Annotated in this window: 27 protein-coding genes; 16 read left to right on the top strand and 11 right to left on the bottom strand. The window is 53.4% G+C overall.

What is annotated here, in order from left to right; genetic code table 11:
• Positions 1–4: 4 nt before the first annotated feature.
• The 5 genes from QZJ86_RS05180 to trxB form a co-directional block, all read right to left on the bottom strand.
• A complete protein-coding gene (locus QZJ86_RS05180) occupies positions 5–1,672 on the bottom strand; it encodes a diguanylate cyclase (protein WP_301937010.1) in 1,668 nt (555 codons plus the stop codon).
• On the bottom strand, positions 1,669–2,124 hold the full coding sequence (locus QZJ86_RS05185; RefSeq protein WP_301937012.1) for a response regulator: 456 nt from the start codon (positions 2,122–2,124) through the stop codon (positions 1,669–1,671). Before QZJ86_RS05185 ends, QZJ86_RS05180 begins: the two co-directional genes overlap by 4 nt.
• Positions 2,114–4,279 carry a CHASE domain-containing protein gene (locus QZJ86_RS05190; RefSeq protein WP_301937014.1) on the bottom strand — a complete coding sequence of 722 codons (2,166 nt, stop codon included), beginning with the start codon at positions 4,277–4,279 and terminating at the stop codon, positions 2,114–2,116. The genes QZJ86_RS05185 and QZJ86_RS05190 overlap by 11 nt, the downstream gene beginning before the upstream one ends.
• Before the next feature lie 29 nt (positions 4,280–4,308).
• Complete coding sequence (locus QZJ86_RS05195; RefSeq protein ID WP_301937015.1) at positions 4,309–6,498, bottom strand: PhnD/SsuA/transferrin family substrate-binding protein; 2,190 nt, start codon at positions 6,496–6,498, stop codon at positions 4,309–4,311.
• Between the two features lie 380 nt (positions 6,499–6,878).
• Positions 6,879–7,835: a thioredoxin-disulfide reductase gene (gene trxB / locus QZJ86_RS05200; RefSeq protein WP_301937017.1), complete on the bottom strand. Its 957-nt coding sequence runs from the start codon at positions 7,833–7,835 to the stop codon at positions 6,879–6,881.
• A 171-nt stretch (positions 7,836–8,006) separates the two neighbouring features.
• On the opposite strand from trxB, the gene QZJ86_RS05205 reads away from it, so the two are divergent.
• The 11 genes from QZJ86_RS05205 (at position 8,007) to QZJ86_RS05255 (ending at position 16,076) form a co-directional block, all read left to right on the top strand.
• Positions 8,007–10,313 carry a DNA translocase FtsK gene (locus QZJ86_RS05205; RefSeq protein ID WP_301937019.1) on the top strand — a complete coding sequence of 769 codons (2,307 nt, stop codon included), beginning with the start codon at positions 8,007–8,009 and terminating at the stop codon, positions 10,311–10,313.
• Positions 10,314–10,318: 5 nt separating this feature from the next.
• On the top strand, positions 10,319–10,513 hold the full coding sequence (locus QZJ86_RS05210) for a hypothetical protein (RefSeq protein WP_301937021.1): 195 nt from the start codon (positions 10,319–10,321) through the stop codon (positions 10,511–10,513).
• A gap of 5 nt (positions 10,514–10,518) precedes the next feature.
• Complete coding sequence (locus QZJ86_RS05215; protein ID WP_301937022.1) at positions 10,519–10,785, top strand: SemiSWEET transporter; 267 nt, start codon at positions 10,519–10,521, stop codon at positions 10,783–10,785.
• Positions 10,786–10,985: 200 nt separating this feature from the next.
• A complete protein-coding gene (gene cobO / locus QZJ86_RS05220) occupies positions 10,986–11,522 on the top strand; it encodes a cob(I)yrinic acid a,c-diamide adenosyltransferase (protein ID WP_301937024.1) in 537 nt (178 codons plus the stop codon).
• Positions 11,523–11,586: 64 nt separating this feature from the next.
• Positions 11,587–11,994 (top strand): ketosteroid isomerase-related protein, encoded by a 408-nt coding sequence (locus QZJ86_RS05225; protein ID WP_301937026.1) that lies wholly within the window; start codon positions 11,587–11,589, stop codon positions 11,992–11,994.
• A 105-nt stretch (positions 11,995–12,099) separates the two neighbouring features.
• Positions 12,100–12,462, top strand: coding sequence for a hypothetical protein (locus QZJ86_RS05230; protein ID WP_301937027.1), 363 nt, complete (start codon positions 12,100–12,102; stop codon positions 12,460–12,462).
• A gap of 451 nt (positions 12,463–12,913) precedes the next feature.
• The gene (locus QZJ86_RS05235; protein WP_301937029.1) at positions 12,914–13,243 is read left to right on the top strand and encodes a cold shock domain-containing protein; all 330 of its coding nucleotides are present in this window, start codon (positions 12,914–12,916) and stop codon (positions 13,241–13,243) included.
• A 61-nt stretch (positions 13,244–13,304) separates the two neighbouring features.
• Positions 13,305–13,940, top strand: coding sequence for a DedA family protein (locus QZJ86_RS05240; RefSeq protein WP_301937031.1), 636 nt, complete (start codon positions 13,305–13,307; stop codon positions 13,938–13,940).
• Positions 13,941–13,953: 13 nt separating this feature from the next.
• On the top strand, positions 13,954–15,033 hold the full coding sequence (locus QZJ86_RS05245; protein ID WP_301937033.1) for an AI-2E family transporter: 1,080 nt from the start codon (positions 13,954–13,956) through the stop codon (positions 15,031–15,033).
• 8 nt (positions 15,034–15,041) lie between these two features.
• Entirely contained in the window at positions 15,042–15,815 is a 774-nt protein-coding gene (locus tag QZJ86_RS05250; protein WP_301937035.1) for a DUF3530 family protein, read from the top strand.
• A 24-nt stretch (positions 15,816–15,839) separates the two neighbouring features.
• Entirely contained in the window at positions 15,840–16,076 is a 237-nt protein-coding gene (locus tag QZJ86_RS05255) for a TIGR02647 family protein (RefSeq protein ID WP_301937036.1), read from the top strand.
• A gap of 7 nt (positions 16,077–16,083) precedes the next feature.
• Here the strand turns inward: QZJ86_RS05255 and QZJ86_RS05260 are convergent, their stop codons facing one another.
• The 4 genes from QZJ86_RS05260 to QZJ86_RS05275 form a co-directional block, all read right to left on the bottom strand.
• Entirely contained in the window at positions 16,084–16,449 is a 366-nt protein-coding gene (locus tag QZJ86_RS05260; protein ID WP_301937039.1) for a DUF6164 family protein, read from the bottom strand.
• Positions 16,450–16,614: 165 nt separating this feature from the next.
• Positions 16,615–17,430, bottom strand: a complete 816-nt coding sequence (gene mutM, locus QZJ86_RS05265) for a bifunctional DNA-formamidopyrimidine glycosylase/DNA-(apurinic or apyrimidinic site) lyase (protein WP_301937040.1) — start codon at positions 17,428–17,430, stop codon at positions 16,615–16,617.
• Between the two features lie 9 nt (positions 17,431–17,439).
• Complete coding sequence (gene hflD / locus QZJ86_RS05270; protein WP_301937042.1) at positions 17,440–18,063, bottom strand: high frequency lysogenization protein HflD; 624 nt, start codon at positions 18,061–18,063, stop codon at positions 17,440–17,442.
• 1 nt (position 18,064) lies between these two features.
• Entirely contained in the window at positions 18,065–18,502 is a 438-nt protein-coding gene (locus QZJ86_RS05275) for a rhodanese-like domain-containing protein (protein ID WP_301937043.1), read from the bottom strand.
• Positions 18,503–18,879: 377 nt separating this feature from the next.
• Between QZJ86_RS05275 and QZJ86_RS05280 the strand changes: the two genes are divergently transcribed.
• From QZJ86_RS05280 to lpxB, 5 genes are all read left to right on the top strand, one after another.
• Positions 18,880–19,089 carry a heavy-metal-associated domain-containing protein gene (locus QZJ86_RS05280; RefSeq protein ID WP_301937044.1) on the top strand — a complete coding sequence of 70 codons (210 nt, stop codon included), beginning with the start codon at positions 18,880–18,882 and terminating at the stop codon, positions 19,087–19,089.
• A gap of 64 nt (positions 19,090–19,153) precedes the next feature.
• Positions 19,154–21,403: a heavy metal translocating P-type ATPase gene (locus tag QZJ86_RS05285; protein ID WP_301937045.1), complete on the top strand. Its 2,250-nt coding sequence runs from the start codon at positions 19,154–19,156 to the stop codon at positions 21,401–21,403.
• A 283-nt stretch (positions 21,404–21,686) separates the two neighbouring features.
• Positions 21,687–22,625: a Gfo/Idh/MocA family protein gene (locus QZJ86_RS05290; protein WP_301937046.1), complete on the top strand. Its 939-nt coding sequence runs from the start codon at positions 21,687–21,689 to the stop codon at positions 22,623–22,625.
• A gap of 9 nt (positions 22,626–22,634) precedes the next feature.
• Positions 22,635–23,732: a DegT/DnrJ/EryC1/StrS family aminotransferase gene (locus QZJ86_RS05295; protein WP_301937047.1), complete on the top strand. Its 1,098-nt coding sequence runs from the start codon at positions 22,635–22,637 to the stop codon at positions 23,730–23,732.
• Between the two features lie 53 nt (positions 23,733–23,785).
• Positions 23,786–24,937, top strand: a complete 1,152-nt coding sequence (gene lpxB, locus QZJ86_RS05300) for a lipid-A-disaccharide synthase (protein ID WP_301937049.1) — start codon at positions 23,786–23,788, stop codon at positions 24,935–24,937.
• Positions 24,938–24,961: 24 nt separating this feature from the next.
• Here lpxB and tgt read toward each other — a convergent pair whose 3' ends face one another.
• Together tgt and bfr are read right to left on the bottom strand one after the other, a co-directional pair.
• The gene (tgt, locus tag QZJ86_RS05305) at positions 24,962–26,071 is read right to left on the bottom strand and encodes a tRNA guanosine(34) transglycosylase Tgt (protein WP_301937051.1); all 1,110 of its coding nucleotides are present in this window, start codon (positions 26,069–26,071) and stop codon (positions 24,962–24,964) included.
• A 167-nt stretch (positions 26,072–26,238) separates the two neighbouring features.
• A complete protein-coding gene (gene bfr / locus QZJ86_RS05310) occupies positions 26,239–26,706 on the bottom strand; it encodes a bacterioferritin (protein WP_301937052.1) in 468 nt (155 codons plus the stop codon).
• Positions 26,707–26,795 lie beyond the last annotated feature (89 nt).

The raw sequence follows: 26,795 nt of genomic DNA on the forward strand, positions 1-26,795 counted from the left end.
CCTATCAAGACCATATTCGCACCCGGTCTCGGCCGCTTTCCTTGGCCGCATATAGGGCCTGATCGGCCTGGATCAACACGCTGTCAGCCGTGATACTGTCGGCATCCATTAACGCAATGCCGATGCTGACGGTAGTGCCGATCGTCTGTTCATTGATAGTCAGCGGTGTATCGGCCAATTTTTGGCGCAAGCGTTCCGCAAACACTTGCGCCGATTCGGTATCGGCATCCGGCAGAAAAATCGCAAACTCTTCGCCGCCCAGCCGGCCCACCACATCGATCTTGCGTAATTCTTCGCGAATAATATCGGCAAATTGCTGTAGTACGGCGTCGCCGGCTTGATGGCCGTGATTGTCGTTAACTTGTTTGAAATGATCCAGATCCAGCATCAATATCGCTACCCGGTACTGGCTATTGCGCTGTATTCGGGCGAATTCGTCTTCCAGACGGGTCATGAAATGGCGGCGATTCAAAAAGCCGGTTAAGCCATCGGTGGTGGCCAGTTCCCAGAGTTCAGTCTGTATCTGCTTGCGTTCGCTGATATCCTGTTTAACCCCGACGAAATGGCGAATGCAACCCTGCTGATCCTTGACCGGCGTGATCACCAGTTCTTCGATATACAGTTCGCCATTTTTACGGCGATTGACAATTTCGCCGCGCCAGGTCGTGCCGGCGAGGATGGTTGCCCATAATTCCTGATAAAAGTTTGGATTTTGCTCGCCGGATTTGACCAACTCGTTGGGCCGCAAGCCGATCACTTCGTTTCGGTTAAAACCGGTTAAGGTTTCGAATGCTTGATTGACCCATTCGATGTGGGCATCGATGTCGGTAATCACCACGCCATGCTCAACCGTTTCCAGTGCGGAAACCAATAAATGGTCGCGCAATTCCGAGGCTTTGCGCTGGCTAATGTTTTGATGAATGCCGACCGCGCGTATCGCTTGTCCGTGGCTATCTCGTTCCAGTACTCGGCCGGCGCTGTGTATCCAAATCCAGTGTCCCAGTTTATGCTTTAGACGATAATCCGCCGAATAAAACTCGGTTTCGCCGCGTAGATGCGGCTCCTGCGCGGCCTGTATCGTCGGCCAGTCGTCGGGATGCACCAGCACGGCCCAACTGTCGATATGGGTATCGATCTCGTCTGGCGCGTAACCCAGCATCTTTGCCCAGAGTCCGTTGGAAATCATTTTGCCGCTGGGAATATGCCAGTCCCACAAGCCCAGTTCGGCGCCTTGCAAGGCCAGGCTCATCCTCTGTTCGGATTCATAAAGCCGTCTTTCCAGGCTGGCCCGGCTCATCGCATAGCGGATCGCTCGAACCAGGCCGGCGGTATCGATGTCCGATTTCACCAGATAATCCTGGGCGCCGCAATCCAGCGCCTGCAATGCAAATTCGGTATCGTCGTGGCCGGTTAACACGATAATGGGCAGCGTACAGGCGGCTTTGCGAATATGCAGGACGGTGTCCAGTCCTTGCGAATCCGGCAGGCTTAAATCTAGCAATACGACATCGATGTTTTGCTGGGAAAAGGCGAGAATGCCGTCGGCCAGACTTTCCGTCCAGATCAACTCAAACTGGAAATGCCGCGAGGCTTTTAGATATTGACGAACCAGACTAGCATCGCTGGGTTCGTCTTCGATCAGCAATACGCGGCAACTTGTTGCAAAGTTCATTTTTCGACCTTGGCGGGCAAGCGCACCACATTGAACCAATAGCCTTCGATTTGCCGAACCACCTCGATGAACTGTTCAACGTCCATCGGCTTGGTAATGTAACTGTTGGCGCCCAGGCTATAGGTCGAGGCCACGTCGCGTTCGATATCGGAAGTGGTGAGCACGATGACCGGAATATTGGTTAGCGTCGACTCGGTTTTGATTTTTGCCAGAAACTCGCGGCCGTTCATGCGCGGCATATTCAGATCCAGCAAAATCAAATCCGGGCGGGGTGCATCGGCATAGACATCGCCTTGCCGCTGTAAAAATGCCATAGCCTCGATACCGTCGTAGACATGATGCAGCTTGCAGGGCACTTGATTTTCCTTGAAGCTCATTTTGATCAGATGGGCATCGGCGGGTTCGTCTTCGACCAGCAGCACATCGAACAGCGGCTGGAGATTATTCTTCATGATGGTGTTTACTCTCGATATTGGGTAGTTCGAACACTGCGATAGTGCCGCCCTGGGCTGCATTTTCGATCCAAATTTTGCCTTGGCAACTGGCAAGGATACGCCGCGCAATCGACAAACCGATACCGGTGCCGGCTTTGCCGTTGTGATAACTCAAGCGCTCGAATATTTCGAACACGCGTTGCCGATATTCCGGATCAATGCCTGTACCATTATCGCGGACATAATAACGACTTACCGACTGGTCGGAAACGCCGCTGATCTCAATGCGTAGCGGTACCTCGGGGTTGTTGGGTCGGCCGTGCAGCAGCGCATTTTCCACTAATAGACTAAATAGTTCCACTAAACGGGGAGGGTCGATATAGGCCCTGGGCAGTTCGGTAATGTCGATGATCGCGCTGGCGTCAGCGATTTTATCGGCAAGTTTTCGCACGGCTGCTTCCACTGCCGTTTTAGCGTCTGCCAGACCAACACTATCGCGGGCTTGATTGGCTGTGATGTAAAGTTGAATGTCGCGGACCAGGCCATGCAAGTGCAGTGCGTCTTTTTCCAGGAATTGCAGGCTGGTGTTGATGTTATCGTCATTCAATGCGTCCGGATATTGGCTCAGCGAACGCCGTAGACGTTGGGTAAAACTGGTAAAGCGCCTGGTTGGTTCCATTAAATGATGGGCGGAAATTTCTGCGAAACGGCTAAGGTCGGCGTTGCTGTTTTCCAGCGCGATTCGGACTTGCTTGTGTTCGGTAATATCGATGCAGGAGCCGATGTAGCCGACGAATTCGCCGTTGTCCGCGTAGCGAGGTATGCCATTGTCGAGTAACCAGCGGTATTCGCCATCGTGACGTTTAAGGCGATATTCCATGCTAAATGGGCGGCGCTGATCGAAATGCTCGATGTAATGGCGCAGACAAAAATCAAAATCGTCCGGATGGACGCCTTCCGCCCAACCATTACCTATTTCCTGTTCGATGCTGCGACCGGCGAAATCCAGCCAGACTTTGTTGAACCAGTAGCAGAGTTTATCCGGGCCGGCTAGCCAAATCAGCACCGGCGCCGAATCAGCCAGGGCGCGGAAACGATTTTCGCTTTCGCGCAATTCCGTGGTCATCGTTTCGGCCAAAGTCAGCGCGCGGCTGCGGCCGTTTACCAATTGCCAGGTGAGCAGACTCAACAACAGACTGAGGCTGATGCCGCTGCCGGCGATGATCAAAGGTTTATCACTCGCTACCCGCGCTTGAAAATCCGGTTCGGCATGAATTAAAACCGTCCAGGGATGAGAAGCGATAACGATTTGCTGGCGCGAAGTCAGTACCTGCCGTGCGTCTTGAATCGGCGCCGAGCCGTATGTGCGGTTTTCTTCGCCGATTTGCTCGCCGTCGAAAATCTCAAGCCGTAAATCGTTTTCGCGCTCGCCGCCGATGCCAGTCATCAAATCCTGGGTGCGGAACGGCGCGTACACCCAGCCCAGCAAATGGGCGCGGCGCTCGTCGAGCGTTTCATGCGGCTGCTTATTTTTATAGACCGGCAGATACATCAAGAAGCCGGCTTGCAAATCCCGTTCGGTTTCCTGCAACAACGTGACCTTGGCTGAAATGCTGACGCGGTTGTGGTCGCGGGCAAAGCTCATGGCCTGATTGCGGATGGGCTCGGAGAACATATCGTAACTGAAGGTGCGCAGATTACGACCGCTAAAAGGTTCCAAAAAAATAATCGAGGTGTAGATATCCCGCTCGCCGGCCGGATGAATCTCGTAATCAGCGAAGCCTTGATGGCGCATGTCTGCGACATGGCGGTCTTTTTCGGCTTTAGGAATCAACAAGGAAAATCCCACGCCCTGGATGCCCGGATAACGTTGGTCGAGGTTGAGCGACGAGATATATTGCCGATATTCGTCGCGATCGACGGTCTGCGAAGCAGCGAACAAACCGCGCGCGCCGTATAACATTTGTTCGCAAGCCTGCAGGCGTTGCTCGATGTTTTGCAGTAACTGCCGTACCCGAAAATCGAAGTAAATTTGGCGCTCGTGTTCAAGGCTGTGTTCGGAGGCCAGCCAGACCAGATAGCTGGTCAGCAAGGTGATAGCCAATACCGTGGCTGTCAGCCAATGACCGTATCGACGGCGCTTCTTAAGCGTGGACGGATGCGAAGGAAGCATGCTAACTACCGAGCTTTTATCCATGGTGTTCATGTCGATGAGGGGTCGGTTGCGGGCGGTTGAACCAGCGGTATTTCAAAGGTAAAGCATGAACCCTGGCCTTCGCCAGCTGAGTCAACCCAAATTTTGCCGCCGTGATGTTCGACGATTCGCCGGCACAGCGCCAAGCCCATGCCGGTGCCTTCGAAACGGTTACGCGCTTGCAAACGGCTGAAAAACTGGAAGAGCCGGTCGAACTGTTTTGGATCGATGCCGATGCCGTTGTCGCGGACGCTGAGTCGCCATAAATCGTCGTCGATTTGGGAGAGTACTTCAATTTGCGGTGCTTGGCCGGCTTGGTGATAGTGGAGTGCGTTGACCAATAGATTTTGCAGCAAGCGGCTCAATTCGTCGCGGCTGGCGCACAGCATCGGCCATTCGCCACGGCAATCGATATACGCTTGGTATTGCGCCGCCAAGGGCTGGATGAACTTTAACGCTTCATCGCGGCATTCGCTGCTGGCGATCCAGTCTTTTTGTTGGGTCTTGCGCCCCACCCGCGAATACTCCAGCAAGGAGATAATCATCGCATCCATGCGCTTGGCGCCTTCCAGTGCATAGGTCAAATTTTGCGTTTGGTCGTCGTCGAGCGAATCTTGCAGACTACGGGCTAGAAACTGTAAATGTCCGGCTACCATGCGCAGCGGCTGGCGCATGTCGTGGGAAACGCTGTAGGCGAATTGTTCCAGATCGATGTTGGAGCGTAACAGCGCGTCATGGCTTTGCTGCAAGTCTTCTTGGATTTGTTTATGTTCGCTGATATCGACATGGGTACCCAGCATGCGTTGCGGTTTACCGGTCGGCGTTTTGGCGACTACCATGCCTTTGGCCAGGATCCATTTATAACCGCCGTCTTTACAGCGCATGCGAAACTCCACCCAGTACAGGGGATTCCGGCCGGCTAAGTAATCGTTGAGTTTGGTCAGCACTCGTTCTCTGTCGTCCGGATGCAGACTGTCCCGCCAGGCGTCGAAAGTATTCTCAAACTCGTCGGCTTGGTAGCCTATCATCGATTTCCAGCGCGGCGAGAAGAACACTTCGCCACTGACAATGTCCCAATCCCATACCCCTTCGTCGGCCCCTTCCAGCGCGAATTTCCAGCGGTATTCGCTGTCTTGCAAGCGAATATTTTGTTCGCGCATTTTCCGCCGCTTGGCGGCCAGATAACGATTCAGGGCTAACAGACGCAAACTCAGCAGCAAAATTAAAAAAACGCTGAAGCCGAGTGTCAATATCGGTATGGAATAGCGTTGCCAGATGTCGTGTAGAGTGAACTGCGGCGTGGTGTCGAAGGGTTTGGCCCGCAAGCTTTGCAGCAAATATTCCACCGGATGGTAATCGACCGGGATCGTGAAGCCTTCGATACCGGGTATGCGATCTGCTTCCATCAATAACAAAGTGCCGGCCACCCGTTTTGCCAATTCGCGATCAATTGCCGGCATCGCCACAAAAGACCACTCCGGATACTGGCGAGTGGATAAAAACTGAAAAGACGGCGATTTTTGATCGTTGAGAATTTTGATGCGTTTTAGATCAAGCTTACCGGTGCTTGCCAAGCTCTCCAATACGCCAGTGCGTACCAGGCCGATATCGGCTCGTCCGGACAATACCGCTTCCACCACGAAGTCGTGCGGCATGCCGGTCTCTATCAGCTTGGCGTCCTCGTTGAGGTCGATTCCTGCTTGGGCGAGTTCGTAGGCTTGCATCTTGTAACCGCCCAGGGATTCTCGGCCGGTAATCGCGACGGTTTTGCCTTTTATATTGCTTAGTGTGTCCAGATCGTTGCGCGCGGCCAGACAAAATATCACGCCGCCGAACACCGCTTGCGACCGGCCGTTTTCGCGGTTAACCAAGGTGGCCAACGGCGCCGATAAACCGTATCGATAGCTAATTTGTACGTAATGACCGGGGTTGGTCAGCACAAAATCCAATTTTTGATCGGCCACGCCGGCTTCTAGTTCGGCATAACTCAAGGCCTCAACGCTAAAATTCCGCTCAGGGATGGCTTGATGCAATACCTCGGCCAGCGGTTGCCACTGTGCCAGGGTTTGTGGTTTGGGGCGATAGGCCAATATCCCAATTCGCACCGGCGAACTGTCGGCCAATGCCGGCAAATGCGCCAATAGCAAGCAGCCGATAAGCGCAAATTTGCCGGGCAGATGTATGATTAAATTTAGCATGATCGTATGCTGCGAATACTTGGTCGGGGTTGCGATTAGGGAGGTCCGCCTTTCTGGCGGGTTAATGCGCAGGTCGGGAGGGGGCGTATTGCAAGAATCGGGGTTAGAAGCTGTTTAAAAACTGCTACGCTTGTCCATCACTGTGTTGAAAAATCGCTCAAAATCCTCATGTACTCCAGGTACGCTCCGGTTTTGACTTGTCCCGTCCCTGGGACTCGCCCTACGGGCCAGATGTACCGTTCCCTACGCGAATCCATCGCTTCGGGTCGCGTTTTTTCAACTGGTCATGAACAAGCTCGCGACGTTTTTAAACAGCTTCTTAGAGATTGAATGAGTGACGGGTTACGGCGAAAGGTGGCCATAACCCGCGAGACAAAATTTTAACCAAACAATTCGTCCAGATATTTTTCCGCATCCAAAGCGGCCATGCAGCCGGCACCCGCCGAGGTGATGGCTTGTTTGTAATGCGAGTCCATCACGTCGCCGGCAGCAAATACACCGGTGACGCTGGTGGCGGTGGCATTGCCGTGGATGCCGCTGTTGACGACGATGTAACCATGTTCCATTTTCAATTGGCCTTCGAAAATATCGGTATTCGGTGTGTGGCCGATGGCGATGAATACGCCATGCACATCCAAGTCTTTGGTCGAGCCGTCCTGGCTGTTTTTGATGCGCAGGCCGGTCACGCCCATTTCGTCGCCTAATACTTCGTCCAGTTGATGGTTCCACTCGATACGCACATTGCCGGATTTGGATTTTTCGATCAATTTATCCGACAAGATTTTCTCGGAGCGGAATTTATCGCGTCTATGCACCACAATCACCTCGGAGGCGATGTTGGACAAATACAGCGCTTCTTCCACAGCAGTATTGCCGCCGCCGATCACCGCGACCGGTTTGTTGCGGTAGAAGAAACCGTCGCAAGTGGCGCAGGCGGAAACGCCTCTACCTTTGAAGGATTCCTCTGACGGCAGGCCCAGATATTTAGCCGAAGCGCCGGTGGCGACGATCAACGCGTCGCAGGTATAGACACCGGCATCGCCGGTCAACGTGAACGGCTTTTTGGACAGATCGGCGGTATGAATATGGTCGAAAATGATTTCGGTATTGAAGCGTTCGGCATGTAGGCGCATACGTTCCATCAAGTCAGGGCCTTGCAGGCCTTCGACGTCGCCGGGCCAGTTGTCCACCTCGGTGGTGGTGGTCAATTGTCCGCCTTGCTGCATGCCGGTGATCATCACCGGATTCAGGTTGGCGCGCGCGGCGTAAACGGCTGCGGTGTAACCGGCCGGGCCGGAACCTAGAATTAAGAGTTTGCAATGTTTTGCGGCAGCCATTTTTCAGAGTCTCCATGCGGGTTAGGGTGGCAAAATTATAAGGGCAATCCCCCCTGGATAAAACCGATTTACCAACAGGTTTTTAAAGGCGTGGCCGGTAAAGCTAATGTTAAATCGATTTACATCATCTATAATCATGTTTTGTGACGCTTTTATTGTGAGCCGACAACTATGGTTGCTGTTGTGGAAGAGAGAGCCGCGCGAGGCTATCGCGAAATCGCATTACTCGGACTTTCGAGTTGTGCGCTGTTTTTTTTAATTGCCTTAGTCACATTTAATTCCAATGATCCGGGCTGGAGTCACAGCACATCCTATCAATCCATCAGCAATGCCTGCGGTTTGTTCGGTGCCTGGCTGGCGGATTTCGTGCTGAGCTTCCTGGGTTTGATGGCTTATCTGATCCCGATCATGATTTTTTGGTATGGCTACATGCTTTACCAAGGTTCGAATCAGCAGCAGGGCAGCCAGTGGTTGGTGGCGACTCGTTCGCTTGGTTTCGTCTCGACGATGATTTCCGGCTCGGCGATTTTGTTCATGCATCTGCATTTTCTGCGCACCAAAATGGATTTGCCGGAGAGTCCGGGCGGTATTCTGGGCCGGGAAATCGGCGACGCCTTGGTGCATCTGTTAGGCAACTCCGGCTCCACCTTGCTGTTGCTGGCGATTTTTATGACCGGCGTCACCTTATTCACCGGTTTATCCTGGCTGATGGTGATGACCTTGATCGGTAAATGCGCGATGACGGCTTGTTCGGTCGTGGGCCGGCAAGCGGTTGCAGCGCCAGAGCGCTACCGCGCGGAAAAATCATCACGTCCTGAATCGGCTAAAGAAGCCAAAAAAACGCGCAATCAACCCGAAGCGAAAACCGAAGACCGGGTTAAAAAGCCGCAGATTCAAGTGTTGGAAACCGCTCAGCCTTCGGCTTCCGCAGTGGTGAGACCCTTGCGCAGAAAAGACAGCAAACCCTTGGATGACCTGGACGCCAGCGCTTATTTAAATGCCTTGCCGCCTTTGTCTTTACTGGATAAGCGCGATATCAAGGTCAAGCGCTATTCCAAAACCGAGCTGGAAGAGATTTCCCGCCAGGTAGAGGAGGTATTGCAGGATTACGGTATCGCCGCCGAAGTGGAAGCGGTTTTGCCGGGGCCGGTGATTACCCGTTTCGAATTGCGTTTGGCGGCCGGCGTAAAAGTCAGCCGGATCAGCAGCTTGGCAAAAGATTTGGCGCGCGGCTTGTCGGTGACCAGTGTGCGGATCGTCGAAATTATCGAAGGCAAATCGGTGATTGGTCTGGAGATTCCTAACCAGGAACGGGAAATGGTTTCGCTACGCGATTTGTTGGTGTCGGACGAATTCGAACGCGCCAAATCCAAACTCAGCATCGCGATGGGCAAGGATATTTCCGGTACGCCGGTGGTGGCCGATCTGGGCAAAATGCCGCATGCGCTGGTGGCCGGTACTACCGGTTCCGGTAAGTCGGTGGCGATTAACACGATGATTCTGAGCTTGCTGTACAAATCCAAGCCGGAAGACGTGCGGATGATCATGATCGACCCGAAAATGCTGGAATTGTCGGTGTACGAAGGCATTCCGCATTTGCTGACGCCGGTCGTCACCGATATGAAAGACGCACAAAACGCCTTGCGTTGGGCGGTGGCGGAAATGGAGCGCCGCTATAAATTGATGTCCAAAGTCGGAGTGCGCAACCTGGCCGGTTATAACCATGCGGTCAAGGAAGCCGAAGTGGCCGGTCAGCCGATCCGCGATCCTTTATTCCGGCCGGAAACGCCGGTGGCCCTGGACGATTATCCGCTGCTGGATACCTTGCCCAGCATTGTCATCGTCATCGACGAGTTGGCCGATATGATGATGGTGGTCGGTAAGAAAGTCGAAGAACTGATCGCCCGTTTGGCGCAAAAAGCCCGCGCGGCCGGCATTCATTTGGTACTGGCGACCCAACGGCCTTCCGTGGACGTGTTGACCGGATTGATCAAGGCCAACGTGCCGACCCGAATTTCCTTCCAGGTATCGTCGCGGATCGATTCCCGGACCATTATCGACCAAGGCGGTGCCGAAGCCTTGCTGGGTAACGGCGATATGTTGTTCCTGCCGTCCGGCACCAGTATTCCGCTACGCGCGCATGGTGCATTTGTAGACGATCACGAAGTGCATCGGGTGGTTGAGTTCTTGAAAAAAACCGGTCCGACCAATTATTTGGACGAAATCACTCAGGAACGCACCGACAGTGGCGAAGTTGCCGGTTTGGATAGCGAAGACAGCGAGTCCGACGCGCTGTACGACGAAGCGGTGGCTTTCGTGACCGAGTCGCGCAAAGCCTCTATTTCCAGCGTGCAACGCCGCTTTAAAATCGGTTATAACCGTGCGGCGCGCATTATCGAGGACATGGAAAACGCCGGTGTGGTCAGCATGCCGGAAACCAACGGTTCTCGCGAGGTGCTAGCCCCGCCGCCGCGCTGATTGCGATGAGTATCGCTGTCATCGGTTTGCTGCTTGTCGCGGCTATTTCAGGCTTAGGCGGTTGGTGGCTGAGCTTTAATAAACCTGTCGAAAAGCCGGTTAAAATCATGATGTTCGTCGGCTATTTCTGGTTGCTGGCATTTGTACAATTACTGTTGATTGCCATGGCTTATTTCGGCTGGCAGCATTTAAAAGTTTGATCTCGATGAATTTGATTCCCGATTTAATCGGTTACCTGGCGGCAACCTTAACTACTGCTTCGTTTCTGCCGCAAGCGATTATGACCGTTAAAACCCGTGACACCAGTTCCTTGTCGCTGGGTATGTACAGCATGTTTACCATGGGTGTGTTGTTTTGGTTGATCTATGGCATTTATCTAGCGAATGTCGCTATCGTCGCGGCCAATGCGGTGACATTCTTGCTGGCGGCATCCATTCTGACCGTTAAAGTGATGAACTTGTTACGTAAGTAACATTGCATCAATCCCAATAATACCTCCTGGCATATTAGTTCCAAGTTTGGAGGAGTGTTTGGGGCGATCAAGCATCACATTATTTCCCGCCATCCCACCAGTTAGGCGCTACTTTTTAGGCGTTAAAGTTCCTATCAGTGCTTAATTGTTACAATAGCCCCATTACATAGTCGCGGACGGGTCGCCAGGAATAATAGGCAATGAAAAGTAGAGACAGAAGACAAGGTGTGGTGCTAGTGCACACTGGCGAAGGCAAGGGCAAATCCTCCAGTGCCTTTGGCATGGTGTTTCGTGCCGCCGGCTGGGGCATGAAAGTGTGTGTGATCCAGTTCATCAAAGGTCAGTGGCAAACCGGCGAGCAACGGGCCGCAACGCGTTTCGAGGAAATCGAATGGCATGCCTTGGGTGACGGTTTTACCTGGGATACCAAGAATCCGGAACAGGATATTAAAACCAGTCGGGAAATTTGGGAGTTCAGCAAACAAAAAATACTTTCGGAAGCATTCGATCTGGTAATACTGGACGAAATCAATTATTGCTGCGGCTATGGTTGGATCAGCGGTCAGGAAATCGCCGATTTCATCAAAAACGACAAACCGACCTGGCTGCATCTGGTGTTGACCGGCCGCAATGCGGCGCCGGAAGTCATCGAAGCCGCCGATACCGTCACCGAGATGGTTAAAATCAAACATGCTTATGCTGCAGGCATCAAGGCCGAGCAGGGTGTTGAATTTTAAGCTGAAAAAAAACCGGGCTTCTGGCAAAATTGCCGCCTTTTTATTCCTAGGCAACAAGGTTACTATGCAACAGGCAAAAAAACTTATCGAGCAATACTACCAAGCATTCAACAACGGTGATATGGATACCTTCCTGAGTCTGTTGACTGACGATGTAGTGCATGACATCAATCAGGGTGGCCGCGAGCAAGGTAAGGCGGCATTTGCCGAGTTCATGAAAAAAATGAATCATCACTACAAAGAACAATTGGTGGATATGGTGATCATGGCCAACGAAGATGGTACCCGTGGCGCCGCTGAGTTTGTGGTGTTGGGAGAATACCTGAACACTGACGAAGGCTTGCCGGAAGCCAATGGCCAGACTTATCGCCTGCCTGCCGGTGCGTTTTTCGACATTCGCGACGGCAAAGTGGCGCGCATCACCAATTACTACAATCTGGGCGATTGGATCGCTCAAGTCGATCCGCAATAAGGCATTTGCCTGGCTCATTGCCGATACCGGTCATTTCGCATAGAATCCGAAGCGTGACACTTCGGATTCGCCGAAAAAATAACTACAAAACAGAGGAGAGCAACAATGGGTGAAACACAGAAATTGATGATCGCTGTCGTGGGGGTGTTTGTAGCCGGTTTTATATTGGTTGGTGTGAGCAAGGATCAGAGCAACGAGGAAAAAGAGGCTGCAGCCCAAATCCGTACCTTGGTAGCCATGCAGGAAATGGCCAACCAAAAATGCCCGAAATTGATCGAAAATAAAACCGGTACCCAGGTGTATTTCCCTTCCAAGACCGATACCGATAAAGCCACTTATGTGACGATGGAATGGATAGGCGAAAAGGATTCCAATTTCAAAACCGCGTCTTGCACACTGCATTTGTCGCTGGGCGGTGTCTCCAAGCTGGTGATCGACGACAAAGTTTTGATTGATAAGAAAATCTAGTTGAAAACGGCGTTTTTGCTGGGCAGTGGAAACGTCGTCTTGTCTTTAACGAAATTGGTTATAAGGCGCTTATGCCGCTAGCCGATTTTGTTAGTCTGTTTTCTGAACATGGACGCCATGCCTCGCTATCGTCGAGGCATGGCTATCCTACCGCAACAGATTTCGCGCCTGACACCCCTCTTAATGCTGAGCATGCAGGACCCCAACGCTATATGTATTGGTGTGCACCGGTTCGCGCTGCGCCTGTGCCGGCGAAGATCCGGCCCCTTGCTTTGCGTGCAGCCGGATGGGGTCTGGTATTATGCGCTGGACAGCGTCAAATTCGACAGCATCATTCTGCAACATTTATTGGCTGGCGAACCGGTGGGGAATGGGGGTTTGATCAAGGGCCTATTTGCGTGCGTCAGGCGTTTCAGACCAATAACGGTCAAGAATAATAAGAGGTGAAAAGATGGCGGATACCACCATCCAAAGAGGTGTTTTAAAAACCTGGAAAGACGACAGAGGCTTCGGTTTTATCCAGCCCGACAATGGCGATAAGGATATTTTTGTGCATATCTCCTCGCTGACAGGCATGGCGCGGCGACCGGTGCGCGGCGACGTGATGTTTTATGAAATTGCCCGTGATACCGGCGGCAAGTTGAAAGCTGTCAATACCCGAATAGAGGGCGTTGCCTATCAAGAAAAAACCGGTAAACCGGCCAAAATCTGGCTGTGGTTGCTGGCGGTGTTGCTGGGATTGATCAGCGCGGCGGTAGCTGCTTATTTTTCGATAATCTAGCGTCAAGCTGTCATCGGCGGCGGCTATATTGACCGTATTTATTTAACGTAAAGAGTAAAACATGGACTGGCTGCACTATCTGATCGACATCCTGCTGCATATCGATAAACATTTGGCCAATATCATCAGCGAGTACGGTACGCTGACTTACGCGATTTTGTTTATGGTCATTTTTATCGAGACCGGCTTCGTGGTGATGCCGTTTCTGCCGGGCGATTCTTTATTGTTTGCCGCCGGCGCTTTTCTGGCGATGGACGCGTTCAATCTGCCGATATTGCTCGGCGTGCTGGCTTTCGCGGCGATATTGGGCGATACCGTCAACTATTGGATAGGCCGTAGCATTGGCCAGCGCGCATATACGCTGAGCTGGGTTAATCGTGAACATCTCGATCGCGCTCAAGCGTTTTACGATACTTACGGCGGCAAAACCATCGTGCTGGCGCGCTTCGTGCCGATCGTGCGCACCTTTGCACCGTTCGTGGCCGGTATAGGCCGGATGCCTTATAGTTATTTCATTTTGTATAACATCGTCGGCGGCGTCGCCTGGGTGTTGATCTGTGTGTTCGCCGGTTATTTCTTCGGCAATATCCCGGTGGTCAAGCAAAACTTTGAGTTAGTGATTTTAGGCATCGTGGCGATTTCCATCCTGCCGATCATCCTGGAAGTTTTGAAAGCCCGTAAGCAAGCGCAGCCATAGAGAGGACGCCAAAATGGTAGAGATGAACGATTCGCAAAAATGGTTTGTGTTGGCCTTTGTCGTTGCCTTCGGTTGCGTGATTTATCTATTGGCGCCGGTGCTGATGCCTTTTGCCTTCGCGGCGATTCTTGCGTATCTTGGCGATCCTGTGGTGGATAGGCTGGAAACCGTGCAATTTCGCGGTTGGCGTCTGAACCGGACGCTGGCGGTGATGGTGGTGTTTTCCGGCATTATTTTCTCGATTGCCGCGTTGCTGATCGTGATTATTCCGGCACTGGAATATCAGATCGGCGAGTTCATCGACAAACTGCCGTCTTATTTGAACTGGATTAACAAATCGGTGATTCCGGTTCTGCAAAAATATTTGGGGCGCAGTATTCGGCCTTTGCGCGAAGAGCAGTTGATTAACTTGATCAAAGGCCATTGGCAAGACGGTGGCGGTGCTGCCGAAAACCTGATTGCATCGGTCTCGCATTCCGGCGCGGTGATTATCGGTTGGGCGATGAATCTGGTGCTGATCCCGGTGATCACCTTTTATTTGCTGCGCGATTGGGACAAATTGATGGCGCAAATTCACGATCTGTTTCCGCGTCGCTTTGCCGGCACCGTCGCCAAGTTGGCGGGCGAGGCCGACGATGTCTTGGGTGCGTTCATGCGCGGCCAGTTTTACGTGATGTTAGCGCAGGGTGTGATTTATAGCGTCGGCTTGTGGATGGTCGATCTGGAGCTGGCTTTGGTGATCGGCATGATGGCCGGCTTGGTCAGTTTCGTGCCATATATGGGCGTCATTACTGGGGTTATTTTTGCCAGCATGTCGGCCCTGCTGCAATTTCAGGATGCGGTGCATTTGCTACCGGTATTGATCGTGTTTGCGGTTGGACAGAGTATAGAAGGCATGGTGCTGACACCCTGGTTGGTGGGCAACAAGATCGGATTACACCCGGTGGCGGTGATGTTTGCGGTATTGGCCGGCGGCCGCTTGTTCGGATTTTTAGGCGTATTACTGGCGTTGCCGGTGGCCTCGGTCATCATGGTGCTGCTGCGTCATGTGCATGAGCGCTATACCTTTAGCGGCTTTTATAGTAACGGCTAGAGCTGGCGATGCGTAGGGCTGTGGTACTGGCGGTATTGCTGGGAGCGGTTTCCGTTGGCTATGCCAGCGATAATGGCCGTGAACAGAATTACGCGGTGGAGATACAGCAACAGCTGACGATGGGGCAGGCGCTCTGGTTGCAGGCGGCAGGTCAGACGTTTTTGGGGCTATACACCGAAACGGAAAAGACCGATAACAGTAATGTGGTGATCATACTGCACGATATGGGCGAGCATCCCGATGCCAAACCCTTGATACATCGCTTGAGAACGACGTTGCCGCTACACAATTGGGCCAGTTTGGCTTTGCAGATGCCGATCAGGGAAAGCGGCGCGAACCGGGACGATTATTATCCGCTGTTCGATGAAGCCCGCGAGCGTATCGATGCGGCGGTCGATTATCTGCTGAAAAACGGCGCGAAGCATATCTCGATTGTCGGCTACGGTATGGGCGCCTTGATGGCGGCTTATCGGCTTAGCGAAAAACCCAACGATGTGATGGCGCTGGTGTCGATTAGTTTGCCGGTGCCGCAAACCACGGCCAGCCAGGCGCAAAGTCTCGATTTGATTAAAAAAGTGCAAATGCCTTTTTTGGATGTGTATGCCGAGTTCGATTTACCGGCGGTAATCGATAGTGCCCGGCAGCGGCGCATGGCCGGCAAGGACAATCCGGTCTATCGGCAGATAAGAATGGATGGCGAGGATCATGGCTATCAACAAGATTACGAGTTGCTGGTAAAGCGCGTATACAGTTGGCTGACCGCGACGGTCAGCGAAGATTAATCATTTTTACAAAAGGTGTGACACATGCTTTTAACCGACGAATTAGTCGCGGAAATTAAATTTTTATCCTTATTTAATCTTGAATCTGCGCAAGAAGGTGTCAAGGTGCACGGTAATGCCGACCCCCATTTGATCAACGCGGCCCAGCGCCTGTTCGACAAGGGTTTGATCACCCAGCACGACGGCGGCTATCTGACTGATTTGGGTATAGAAGTAGCCGAACATGCGCAAAAGATGTTGACCATATTAACGTCCAATTAACCAGGCGCTAAAGCCCCAATTCAAATAGCCATTTTAGCGAAACGTAGACGATTAGACAGATAATCAGGCTGTAGCCGAAAAATCGTCCGGGTTTGTTTAGGTTATGGCGCAAAAAGCCGGCCGTTTGGCCGTGGGCTTTTAATTGCAGATACAGCGCGCGCTGGTTGGCCGCGCGTTGTAGCTGATATTCATCAAATAAGCCTTGCGCTTTCTCTAAGTCTGCGGGTTGGTATAGCCAAATGGCTGGCATGGAAATGCCCCAGTTGCCGGCGGAAGTTTCATAGAAATCAATATCATGGTTGGCCAATAATTGACGGACATCGTCGGCTTCGTCGGCGGGTACGCCGCGTAATGAAAAAAATAATATAGCCATGGCGGTTAAAGTTCTATTGGAAATAGCAATTATAAAGCAAGCGCCGTTGTCGGAATTTTATTCAATCGGTGGCGTCCAGGTAATCCTGGTTGCACCCGTGTGGTCTATCAAGGCCGCGGCAATCTGCTGACTGCAGTGTTCGATTGGCAACGCTAAGTAAATTGTTTAGCGCTGGCAGTTACCGCAATAATAGCTGGCGCGTTGACCTATCTTGAGATGCTGGATCGGTTCCGCGCAGCTCAGACAGGGCTGGCCGCCTCGGCCGTAAACCCGCAGCGATTGTTTGAAATAGCCTGGTTTACCGTCCGCGTTGGTAAAGTCGCGCAAGGTGGTGCCGCCTTGTTCTATGGCTTGTTGCAGCACGGTTTTGATGGCTTCTACCAACTGTCGGCATTCTTCCGCGTCTAGCTGGCCGGCAGGCCGGGTCGGCTGTACGCTCGCTAAAAATAAGGCTTCGCTAGCGTAAATATTACCCACGCCGACTACGATATGGCTGTCCATAATCAGGGATTTGATCGGCACGGCGCGGCCGGCGGCACGCTGGCATAAGTAGTTGGCATCGAATTCCGCCGATAGCGGTTCCGGACCCAGGTTCACCAGCAAGGGATGGGCTTTGACATCGGTATCGCACCATAACACTGCGCCGAACTTACGCTGATCGTTCAATCGCAAGACCGTGTCGTCGGCAAAGACGAAGTCGATATGATCGTGTTTGCCGGCCGCTTGCTCTGGCGCGGTGATTCGTAAATTGCCGGACATGCCCAAATGCAGGATGAGGGTGCCTTTGGCGGTGGCAAGCAGCAGATATTTGCCGCGCCTTTCGATGCTGTCCAGGCGTAGGCCGGGCAAATCCAGCGCCAGCGACTCGGGCACTGGCCAGCGCAAGCGGGCCTGGCGCACGATCACGGTCTTGAAGATTTTGCCCTCAATATGTGGCGTGATGCCGCGCCGGCTGGTTTCAACCTCGGGTAATTCCGGCATGGGGCGGTATTAGACTTGGGTCAGTAAAAACTTGGCTTCGGCGCGGATTTTTTGACGTGCGAACAATAGCTTCCAACGGCTGCCGCCACATTGTCGCCATAACAAAGCCGCGCGAATGCCCGCCAACAACAAGGCGCGAATTTTATTGACGGTGCCCTGATTACCGAGGTATTGCTGGTCGCCTTGCACCATGATGCGCGGTTGCAAGGTGCTGATGGTGCTGTGGTAAACGTCTGCAAGATTGGCTAGCACATTCTCATGCAGCACGCCGAAATGTTCGGCTTGGGACTGGGCTCTGGTCATGCCGATTTGGATAGTCTTTTGCATATCCGCTTTCGAGACCAGCTGTTTTTGCAGATAGACCAGCTGCGCCGCGTAACGGGCTTGCTCGTGACTGGCCAGTACGCGGCTGCCCAATTGCGTGTCAAGCTGTTGCAGGCCGTGCTCTATGCCGCTTAAGCCGCCGTAGATATCGATAACGCTATCGGAATCGATTTTTAGCAGGCTGGCGATGCTGGCTTCCAGCGCGGAGGTCTGACAATTGCCGGTAGTGGCCAGTTGATGGACCAGCGAGCAGGCTTGGGCGATGCCGGCCAAGGCGATGGTTTGGTTGCTGAGTGTGTTTAAAGACATGTTATTTACAGGCGGTGGTCAAGCAATCGGTTTTAACCGGATGGCCTTCTTTGATCCACGATTGGATGCCATTGGATAAATGATAGACGTTTTTCATGCCCAGTTGCTCGGTCAGGATTTGGCCTATCTTGGTGCTGCGGTTGCCGGAACGGCACACCAAGATCACCGCTTGGTCCGGTGAAGATTTCAGCTTTTCCAGGTCGGTCACCCATTTTTCCTGGTCGAAGCGGCCGTTGCTATCAAAGGATTGCAGCTTTTGGCTGTCGGGAATTACGCCGGTCGACTGCCACTCCGGCTCGGTGCGGATGTCGATGACTAAAGCATTGCCGTTTTGCTGCATGCTTAACAACTGTTCGGCCGTTACTCGGCCAAGTTCCGTTGCGTACAGTGGGGCGGCAAATAGGCAAGCTAGCCAGAATAAAGTCAGTCTAAATTTCATAAGGGATGTGTCGGGTAAATGTTAAGCAGCCAGAAAAGGGTATATCCGGGTGGCTCACCAGTCTATCCTTTCCGGATGGATATTGGCGCTACGTTCGGGAGGCCATGCCGCGAAAGGTCGTCAGACCAGGCTACCAGCGCTCATAGGCGATGTGGAATTGTAACGCTTCCCCGGCGTTGCCGCGATAATTCAATAGGGCAATGTATCCAGATAGCGGTCCAAGATTTGCTGTCCGCCCATCAGAAAATCTGTCATTTATTTACGGGCTCCCGATCATTGCACTATCATGCGAATTGGTCGCGCCTTATACCATGTACAAAGAGTTTAAGTCGAGATGACGGCCGGCCAGTCTTAATTTGAATCATAAGGAGATCAATATGTCTGAATCAGCATCTTTAACTGTCAACGGCATGAAATGCGGCGGTTGCGAAAATACTATCGTCGGCAAGGTATCGGCGATTGCCGGCGTGGTGGCGGTGAAGGCTTCCCATCAGGATAAGCGGGTCGATGTCGAATTCGACCCTGCCCAAACCGATCTCGACGAAATCGAAGACGTGATCACCGACGCCGGTTTTAGCGTCGAATAATCTCCGCCTGTTTCGGCTGGCCGAGTCCGGCCGAAGATCGGCATCAGCGCTCGGAAATTCAACGATGAATGCAGAACAAGTTACCAGTCAGTCTCCGGAAATTCGCCTTTCCATACTCGGCATGCGCTGCGCCGGTTGCGTCAGTGCGGTGGAAGTGGCTTTGCAGGCGGTGCCGGGCGTCGCGTCGGTCGCGGTCAACTTCGCGGATCATTCCGCAACGGTGACTGGCAATCCCGACCATCAGGCCATGAAGCAGGCGTTAAAGCAGGCCGGTTATGATGGTGCCGTCATGGAGGGGTTGGAAGACCCGAGCGAAGAGGAAAAACAAGAGGAAGAACGTTACCGGGACTTGATCCGTAAAGCGGCGGTAGCCGGCGGCCTTGGCTTGCCTTTGATGCTGGGTGCTCATCTGGATTGGTTTCCGGCGATAGGCAGTTCCGCCGGTACCGCGTTTTGGTCTGATGTGGCCTTGTTGACCTTGGCGGTGCTGTATTATTCCGGCGGGCACTTTTTCCACAGCGCGCTGAAATTGCTGCTCCTAAAACAGGCCAATATGGACACCCTGATAGCGTTGGGTACCGGCTCGGCCTGGTTCTATTCCTGCATCGTCATCGATTATTCCAGCCAACTGCCGCCGCTGTCCGCGCATGCTTACTTTGAAGCCTCGGCGGTGATTTTGGCCTTTATTAATCTGGGTGGCGCGCTGGAAACCAGGGCGCGCGGCAAAACTTCAGCGGCGATCCGCGCGTTGATCGGTTTGCAACCGCGTACCGCTAGAGTCGTGCGCGACGGCCAGGAAATCGATATTCCCATCGAACAAGTCGGTCTCAGCGAAACTCTGCGGGTCAGGCCCGGCGAAAAAATTCCCGTCGACGGTTTGGTGTTGGAAGGCCATTCCAATGTCGACGAATCGATGCTGACCGGCGAAGCCATGCCGGTGGAAAAAGCGGCGGGCGCCAGTGTTGCCGCCGGCACGATCAACCAACAAGGCAGTTTTCTATTCAGCGCGACCCGTATCGGCCGCGATACCGCCTTGGCGCAGATCATTCAAAGCGTGCGGCAAGCCCAGAACAGCAAGCCGGCCATCGCCCGCTTGGCCGACAAGATTTCCGCGGTATTTGTGCCGACGGTCGTTGGTATTTCGATATTGACATTTTTGGTTTGGTGGATTTTCGGCCCCGATCCCGCTTTTGGTTACGCCTTCGTGACCTCGATGACGGTGCTGGTGATTGCCTGCCCGTGCGCGTTGGGGTTGGCGACGCCGATTTCGGTGATGGTTGCGGTCGGCCGCGCTGCACAAATGGGGATATTGATACGCAAGGGCGAAGCCTTGCAGAGCGCCGGTAAGCTGACTTGTCTGATTCTGGATAAGACCGGCACCGTGACGGCCGGTAAGCCCAGTCTGGCGGAGGTGATCGCATTTGGCGATGACGATGTGGATCGCGTGTTGCAGTATGCCGCCAGTCTGGAATCCGGTTCCGAGCATCCGCTTGCGGCCGCGATCCTGGCCGCCGCCGGGCAGAAACAGTTGACGCTGGACAAGGTTAGAAAATTTCAGGCGGTGGCTGGTCACGGTATCGTTGGCCGCATCGCCGATCGGCAATGCTTGTTCGGTAACGCCGCATTGCTGGCGGAACACGGTATCGACGATAGTGGTCATCGCGACAAAATGGCCGAATTATCGGCGAAAGGCCAAACACCGATGTTTTTGGCGATCGAAAACCAGGTGGTCGGTATCGTCTCGGTCGCCGATCCGATCAAGCCCGACTCGGCCTTGGCGGTACGCCAACTGCGCCAGCGCGGCATCCGGGTGCTGATGGTGACCGGCGACAACGACATCACCGCGCGGGCGATAGCCGGGCAAGCCGGTATCGAAGAAGTGCGCGCGCAAGTGTTGCCGCAAGACAAAGCCGCCGTGGTCAAGGCCCTGCAACAACAGGGCGAAGTGGTCGGCATGGTCGGCGACGGCATTAACGATGCGCCGGCCCTGGCGCAAGCCGATGTCGGTTTTGCGATCGGCACCGGTACCGACGTGGCGATTGAAAGCGCCGATATCGTGTTGCTGCAAGGTTCTTTGATGAAAGTGCCGGAAGCGATGGCGCTGTCGAAATTGACGATCAGCAATATTAAGCAAAATCTGTTGGGTGCGTTTTTCTACAACACCGTCGGCATTCCGGTGGCGGCCGGCCTGCTGTACCCTCTATTCGGGATATTGTTGAATCCGATGATAGCCGGCGCGGCGATGGCGATGTCTTCGGTAACGGTGGTCAGCAATGCCAACCGTCTGCGTTGGATAAAACTCGACACGGAATAGGCGAGCCTGCCTGAATCGTATCGACAGTATTTCAGTGTCGACCTATCAACGCTGAAGCGTTGAGTGTGGCCGCCGCCCGCGCCAACGGCCAGCGGCGGAAATGATTTTTTACGATCTTCCGGTATTCAATCGTCTACCCACCAACCGACTGGTTCGCTATTGATCTGCATTCGAATGGGGGCGCAGCTTATTCAACCATGAATCTAATGTTACAATGAGCAGTTTTTATGCCCGGTACAATGCTGTTGAGTGCCGGGAACCGCGAATCAACGTTAGGTCGTTTATGAGTAAACTGAAATGTGCCGTCATCGGCGCCGGATATTTGGGGAAATTTCATGCGGAAAAATATGCGTCGTTAAAAGACTGTGAACTGGTGGCTGTGGTCGACATCAATGCCGAGGCCGCCCTACAAGTCGCCGAAAAACATGGCACTCAGGCCTTGACCGATTACCAATCTCTGCTGGGCCAGGTCGATGCGGTCAGTATCGTGGTGCCGACGATTTATCACCACAAGGTGTCCAAGGATTTTTTAAATGCCGGCACCCATGTATTGGTGGAAAAGCCGATTACCGTCACCGTCGAGGAAGCGGACGATCTGATCGCGATTGCCAAGGAAAAGAACGTGATTTTGCAGGTCGGTCATCTGGAACGCTTCAATCCGGCGGTGCGCGGGCTGGAGAAACTGGAAGACAAACCCTTGTTCATCGAGTCGCACCGCTTGTCGCCGTTCAATCCGCGCGCCAACGATGTCAGCGTGGTGCTGGATTTGATGATTCATGACATCGACATCATCCTGGCTCTGGTCGATTCCGAAATCGAAAAAATCGACGCCAGCGGCACCGCGGTATTGACTCAGGGTACCGATATCGCCAATGCCCGCATCACCTTTAAAAACGGCTGCGTCGCCAATGTCACCGCCAGCCGGATCAGTATGAAGATGGAACGCAAGATGCGGATGTTCCGGCCCTGTTCCTATATTTCCGTCGATTTTCAAAATCGGGTGCTGATCAAGCACAAGACCGGCGAGAAGGAAATGTTCCCCGGCATTCCGGAAATTGTCACCGAGGAATCGGTATTCGAAAGCGGCGATGCCTTACTCGATGAGATCAAACATTTTGTCAATTGCATCAAGACAGGCGAAAATCCGCTGGTTCCCGGCGAAGCCGGCCGCAAGGCTCTGGCTACCGCGATAGAAATTACTCACTTTTTACACCAACGATAGGGCCCCGCTATGATCCCCATGGTCAATCTGCAAGCGCAATATGCGGAAATTCAAGATGAAATCGTCAGCGGTTTTTCCGAAACCCTCAACAATTGCGCCTTCATCCTGGGGCCGAACGTACAGGCCTTCGAAAAAGAAGCTGCCGACTATTTGGGGGTCAAGCATGCCATCGGCTGCGCCTCGGGTACCGATGCGCTGCATCTGGCGCTGTTGGCCGAGGGCATTGGCGCCGGTGACGAGGTTATAACCAGCGCGTTCACCTTCATCGCCACCGCCGAAGCGATCAAATATGTCGGCGCCACGCCGGTGTTTGTCGACATCGATCCGAACACCTTCAATATCACGCCGGAAAACATCGAAAAAGCCATTACCGCCAAGACCAAAGCGGTGATGCCGGTGCATTTGTTCGGCCAGCCCGCCGATTTGCCGGCGATCAAGGCCATTTGCGAAAAACACGGTTTGAAATTGATCGAAGACTGCGCGCAATCATTTGGTGCGACTGTGTACAACAAGCAAACCGGCAGTTTTGGCAACGCCGCCGGCTTCAGTTTTTTTCCCAGCAAAAACCTGGGCTGCTTCGGCGACGGTGGTTTGGTAACCACCGATTCCGACGAGACCGCCGCCAAGATCAAACAGTATCGCAATCACGGCTCGGACGTGCGTTATTACCACGATGTGGTGGGCTACAACAGCCGGCTGGACGAATTGCAGGCCGTGGTGTTGCGCGCCAAGCTCAAGCGCATCGATCAATACAATTCTGCCCGTCGTCACGCCGCACATTTATATTCCGACCTAATGGCGGACTTGCCGCTGACGACGCCTTACGAAGACGGTGTCGGCGAGCATGTCTATCATCAGTACACCTTATTGTCCGACCGCCGCGACGAGGTGATGAAAGCCCTGCAAGACCAGCAAATCGCTTGCGCGGTGTACTACCCGGTACCGCTGCATCAACAAAACGTGTTTAAGGCCGAATGTGCCGGCCTGTCCTTGCCGGCTACCGAATCGGTAGCTGCGCGTTGTTTTTCGCTGCCGATCTGTTCGAATCTGAGCGACGATACTGTTAAGCAAATTGTCGGCGTGATTCGCAACGTTTTCCAAGCGTAAACCAAAAAATCTAGGGTGGGCTAAGCAAAGCGCAGCCCACCAGTAACTCTCAAATGACCAATCAACCAGCCTACACGGTGCTGTTCAGTGCCGGCGAATCCTCCGGCGAGCAACACGCCGCCAATATGTTTCTGGAACTGAAACAGCGCTGCCCGACGGTTCGCGGCATCGGCATGGGCGGCGCCAAAATGCGTCAGGCCGGTATCGACGTGCGTTACGATTCGGCCGGCATCGGCGTAATCGGTCTGGTGGAAATCCTCAAGCATTACGGCGAAATCCGCCGGGCACTACATTTGATGAAACTAATCGTCGTCACCGAAAAGCCGGATTTGCTGGTTTGCGTCGATTACAAGGAATTCAACCTAAAACTGGCGCGTTTCGCTAAAAGCCAAGGCGTGAAGGTATTGTTTTACGTCAGCCCGCAAGTCTGGGCCTGGCGGCCGGGCAGGGTGGTGACGTACGGCAAGGCCATCGATATGATGGCAGTGATATTTCCGTTCGAGACTCAATATTACGAAGCCGAAAAGGTGCCGGTGCGCTACGTCGGCCATCCTTCCGTCGATAAAGTTCATCCACAACGCACTAAGGCAGAAGATTTCGAGTTGTTTGACTTGGATCCGGCGCGGCCGGTGGTCGGCATTTTGCCCGGCAGCCGGGCTAACGAAATCAAACGCATGTTGCCGGTGATGCTGGACGCCGCCGTTAAGCTGGCCGAACGCAGGCCCGAATTACAATTCATATTGCCGCAGGCCGATTCGGTCGGCGACGCCGAGCTGGCGGAACATCTGCAACGGGCAGCCGTCAAAATCAAGCTGGTCAAGAACCAACCTTACGATGCGATTCAATGCTGCGACGCGGTGATGACCACCTCCGGCACCGCTTCGCTGGAAATCGCGTTGCTGGGGGTGCCGATGGTGATCGTTTACCGGCTGGCCGCGTTCAGTTATTGGTTGGGCAAGCGGCTGGTGAAGATACCGTTCATCGGTTTGCCCAATATCATCGCCGGCAAAGCCATCGTCAGGGAACTGATCCAGGAACAACTGACCGCCGATAATCTGGCGGAGGAAGTGACTCGTTTGTTGTCCGATGCGGACTATCGGCAAAACTGTCTCGAACAACTGGGGACAGTCAAACGCCAGCTCGGTAACGGCGGCGGCTCGGCGAACATGGCGGAACTGGCATTGGAGATGCTGCGCGGGCGATAAGGCGTCGCCCGCGACGAAGATGGTTTAAGCCGGTGCGTAAATGCCGCGCTGTTCGTAAAACGCCGCGACGAATTCGTCCAAGGTATGCGACTCTATCGCGTCGCGCAACCCTTGCATCAGCTCCAGGTAATAATGCAGATTGTGGATGGTATTCAGCCTGGAACCCAGCATTTCCTTGCATTTGTCCAGATGCTTTAAATAAGACCGGGAATAATTGCGGCAGGTGTAACAGCTGCAATCCTCGTCTAACGGGCGGGTGTCGAGCTGATATTGGTTGTTTCTGATTTTAATCACGCCATGACGGGTAAATAAATGGCCGTTGCGGGCGTTACGGGTCGGCATCACGCAATCGAACATATCGATGCCGCGCCGCACGCCTTCCACCAAGTCTTCCGGGGTGCCGACCCCCATCAGGTAACGCGGTTTATCCACCGGCATTTTGTGGTGAATCGCATCCAGTGTCGCCAGCATTTCATGCTTGGGCTCGCCGACCGACAGACCGCCGATCGCGTAACCGTCGAAACCGATGGCGGTCAGGCCGGCAATCGATTCGTCTCGCAATTGCGGATACATGCCGCCTTGGACGATGCCGAACAGCGCGGCCGGATTATCGGCATGCGCGGCCATGCTGCGTTGCGCCCAGCGTAGCGACAGACGCATGGAGTCGGCGGCTTGTTGATAAGTCGCCGGGTAGGGCGTGCATTCGTCGAAGATCATCACGATGTCCGAGCCTAAATCGCGCTGTACCTGCATCGATTCTTCCGGACCCATGAAAATCTTGCTGCCGTTGACCGGCGATTTAAACGTCACCCCTTGTTCGCTGATTTTTCGCAACGCGCCCAAGCTGAATACCTGAAAGCCGCCTGAGTCGGTCAATATCGGTTTTTGCCAGCGCATGAAATCGTGCAGATCGCCGTGCGCTTTCATCACCTCCATGCCGGGCCGCAGCATTAGATGAAAGGTATTGCCGAGGATGATTTGCGCGCCCAGTTGGTGCAAGTCTTCCGGTGTCAGCGATTTGACCGCGCCATAGGTGCCGACCGGCATGAAGATGGGCGTTTCCACCACGCCGCGCGCAAAAGTCAGTTGGCCGCGCCGGGCGTGTTTGTCGGTGGTTTTGAGTTTGAATTCCATGGAAATCCAGCAAGCGTAAAAAAGGCCGGAATTATCCGGCCTTTTCGATTCGCAAGCCAGTGGAGTTATAGCTTAAGATGGCAGAAATAGCGCATTATCGACCACATTTCATTCACTATATGGATTTACTGAAATAGGTCGAATCGATAGGCGGCGGGTTCTAGCCCCTAGATTTGCGATTGCAGATAATTTTCCAAGCCGATTAGGTTAATCAGGCCCAATTGTTTTTCCAGCCAGTGGGCGTGATCTTCCTCGGTGTCGTCCAGCATCACTTCCAGTATTTCCCTGGTTTGGAAATCGCGGACGCTTTCGCAATAGACAATCACTTTGCGCAAATCGGCAACCACCTTGTATTCGACCGCTAAATCGTTTTTCAGCATTTCCGGCACCGTGGCCCCCACGGCCAGCGGCTCGCGTTTGGATAAATCCGGTGTGCCTTCCAGAAATAAAATCCGTTTGATCAACGCATCGGCATGGTTGGTTTCATCCTGCATTTCGTGACCGATACGCTCGTATAATTTGCTCAAGCCCCAGTTCTCATACATCCGGGAATGGATGAAATATTGGTCGATAGCCGTTAGCTCACCGGCCAGTAATTCGTTTAAATGCGTTATGACTTGTTTGTCGCCTTGCATATTCCGCCTCCCACCTGAGTTTATAAATTCGCCGTGAGCTATGGTAATACAAAACCCATACGTTTACTGGGTTTTGGCGGAGTTTGTTC

It is taken from the genome of Methylomonas montana (assembly GCF_030490285.1).
Lineage (GTDB): Bacteria > Pseudomonadota > Gammaproteobacteria > Methylococcales > Methylomonadaceae > Methylomonas > Methylomonas montana.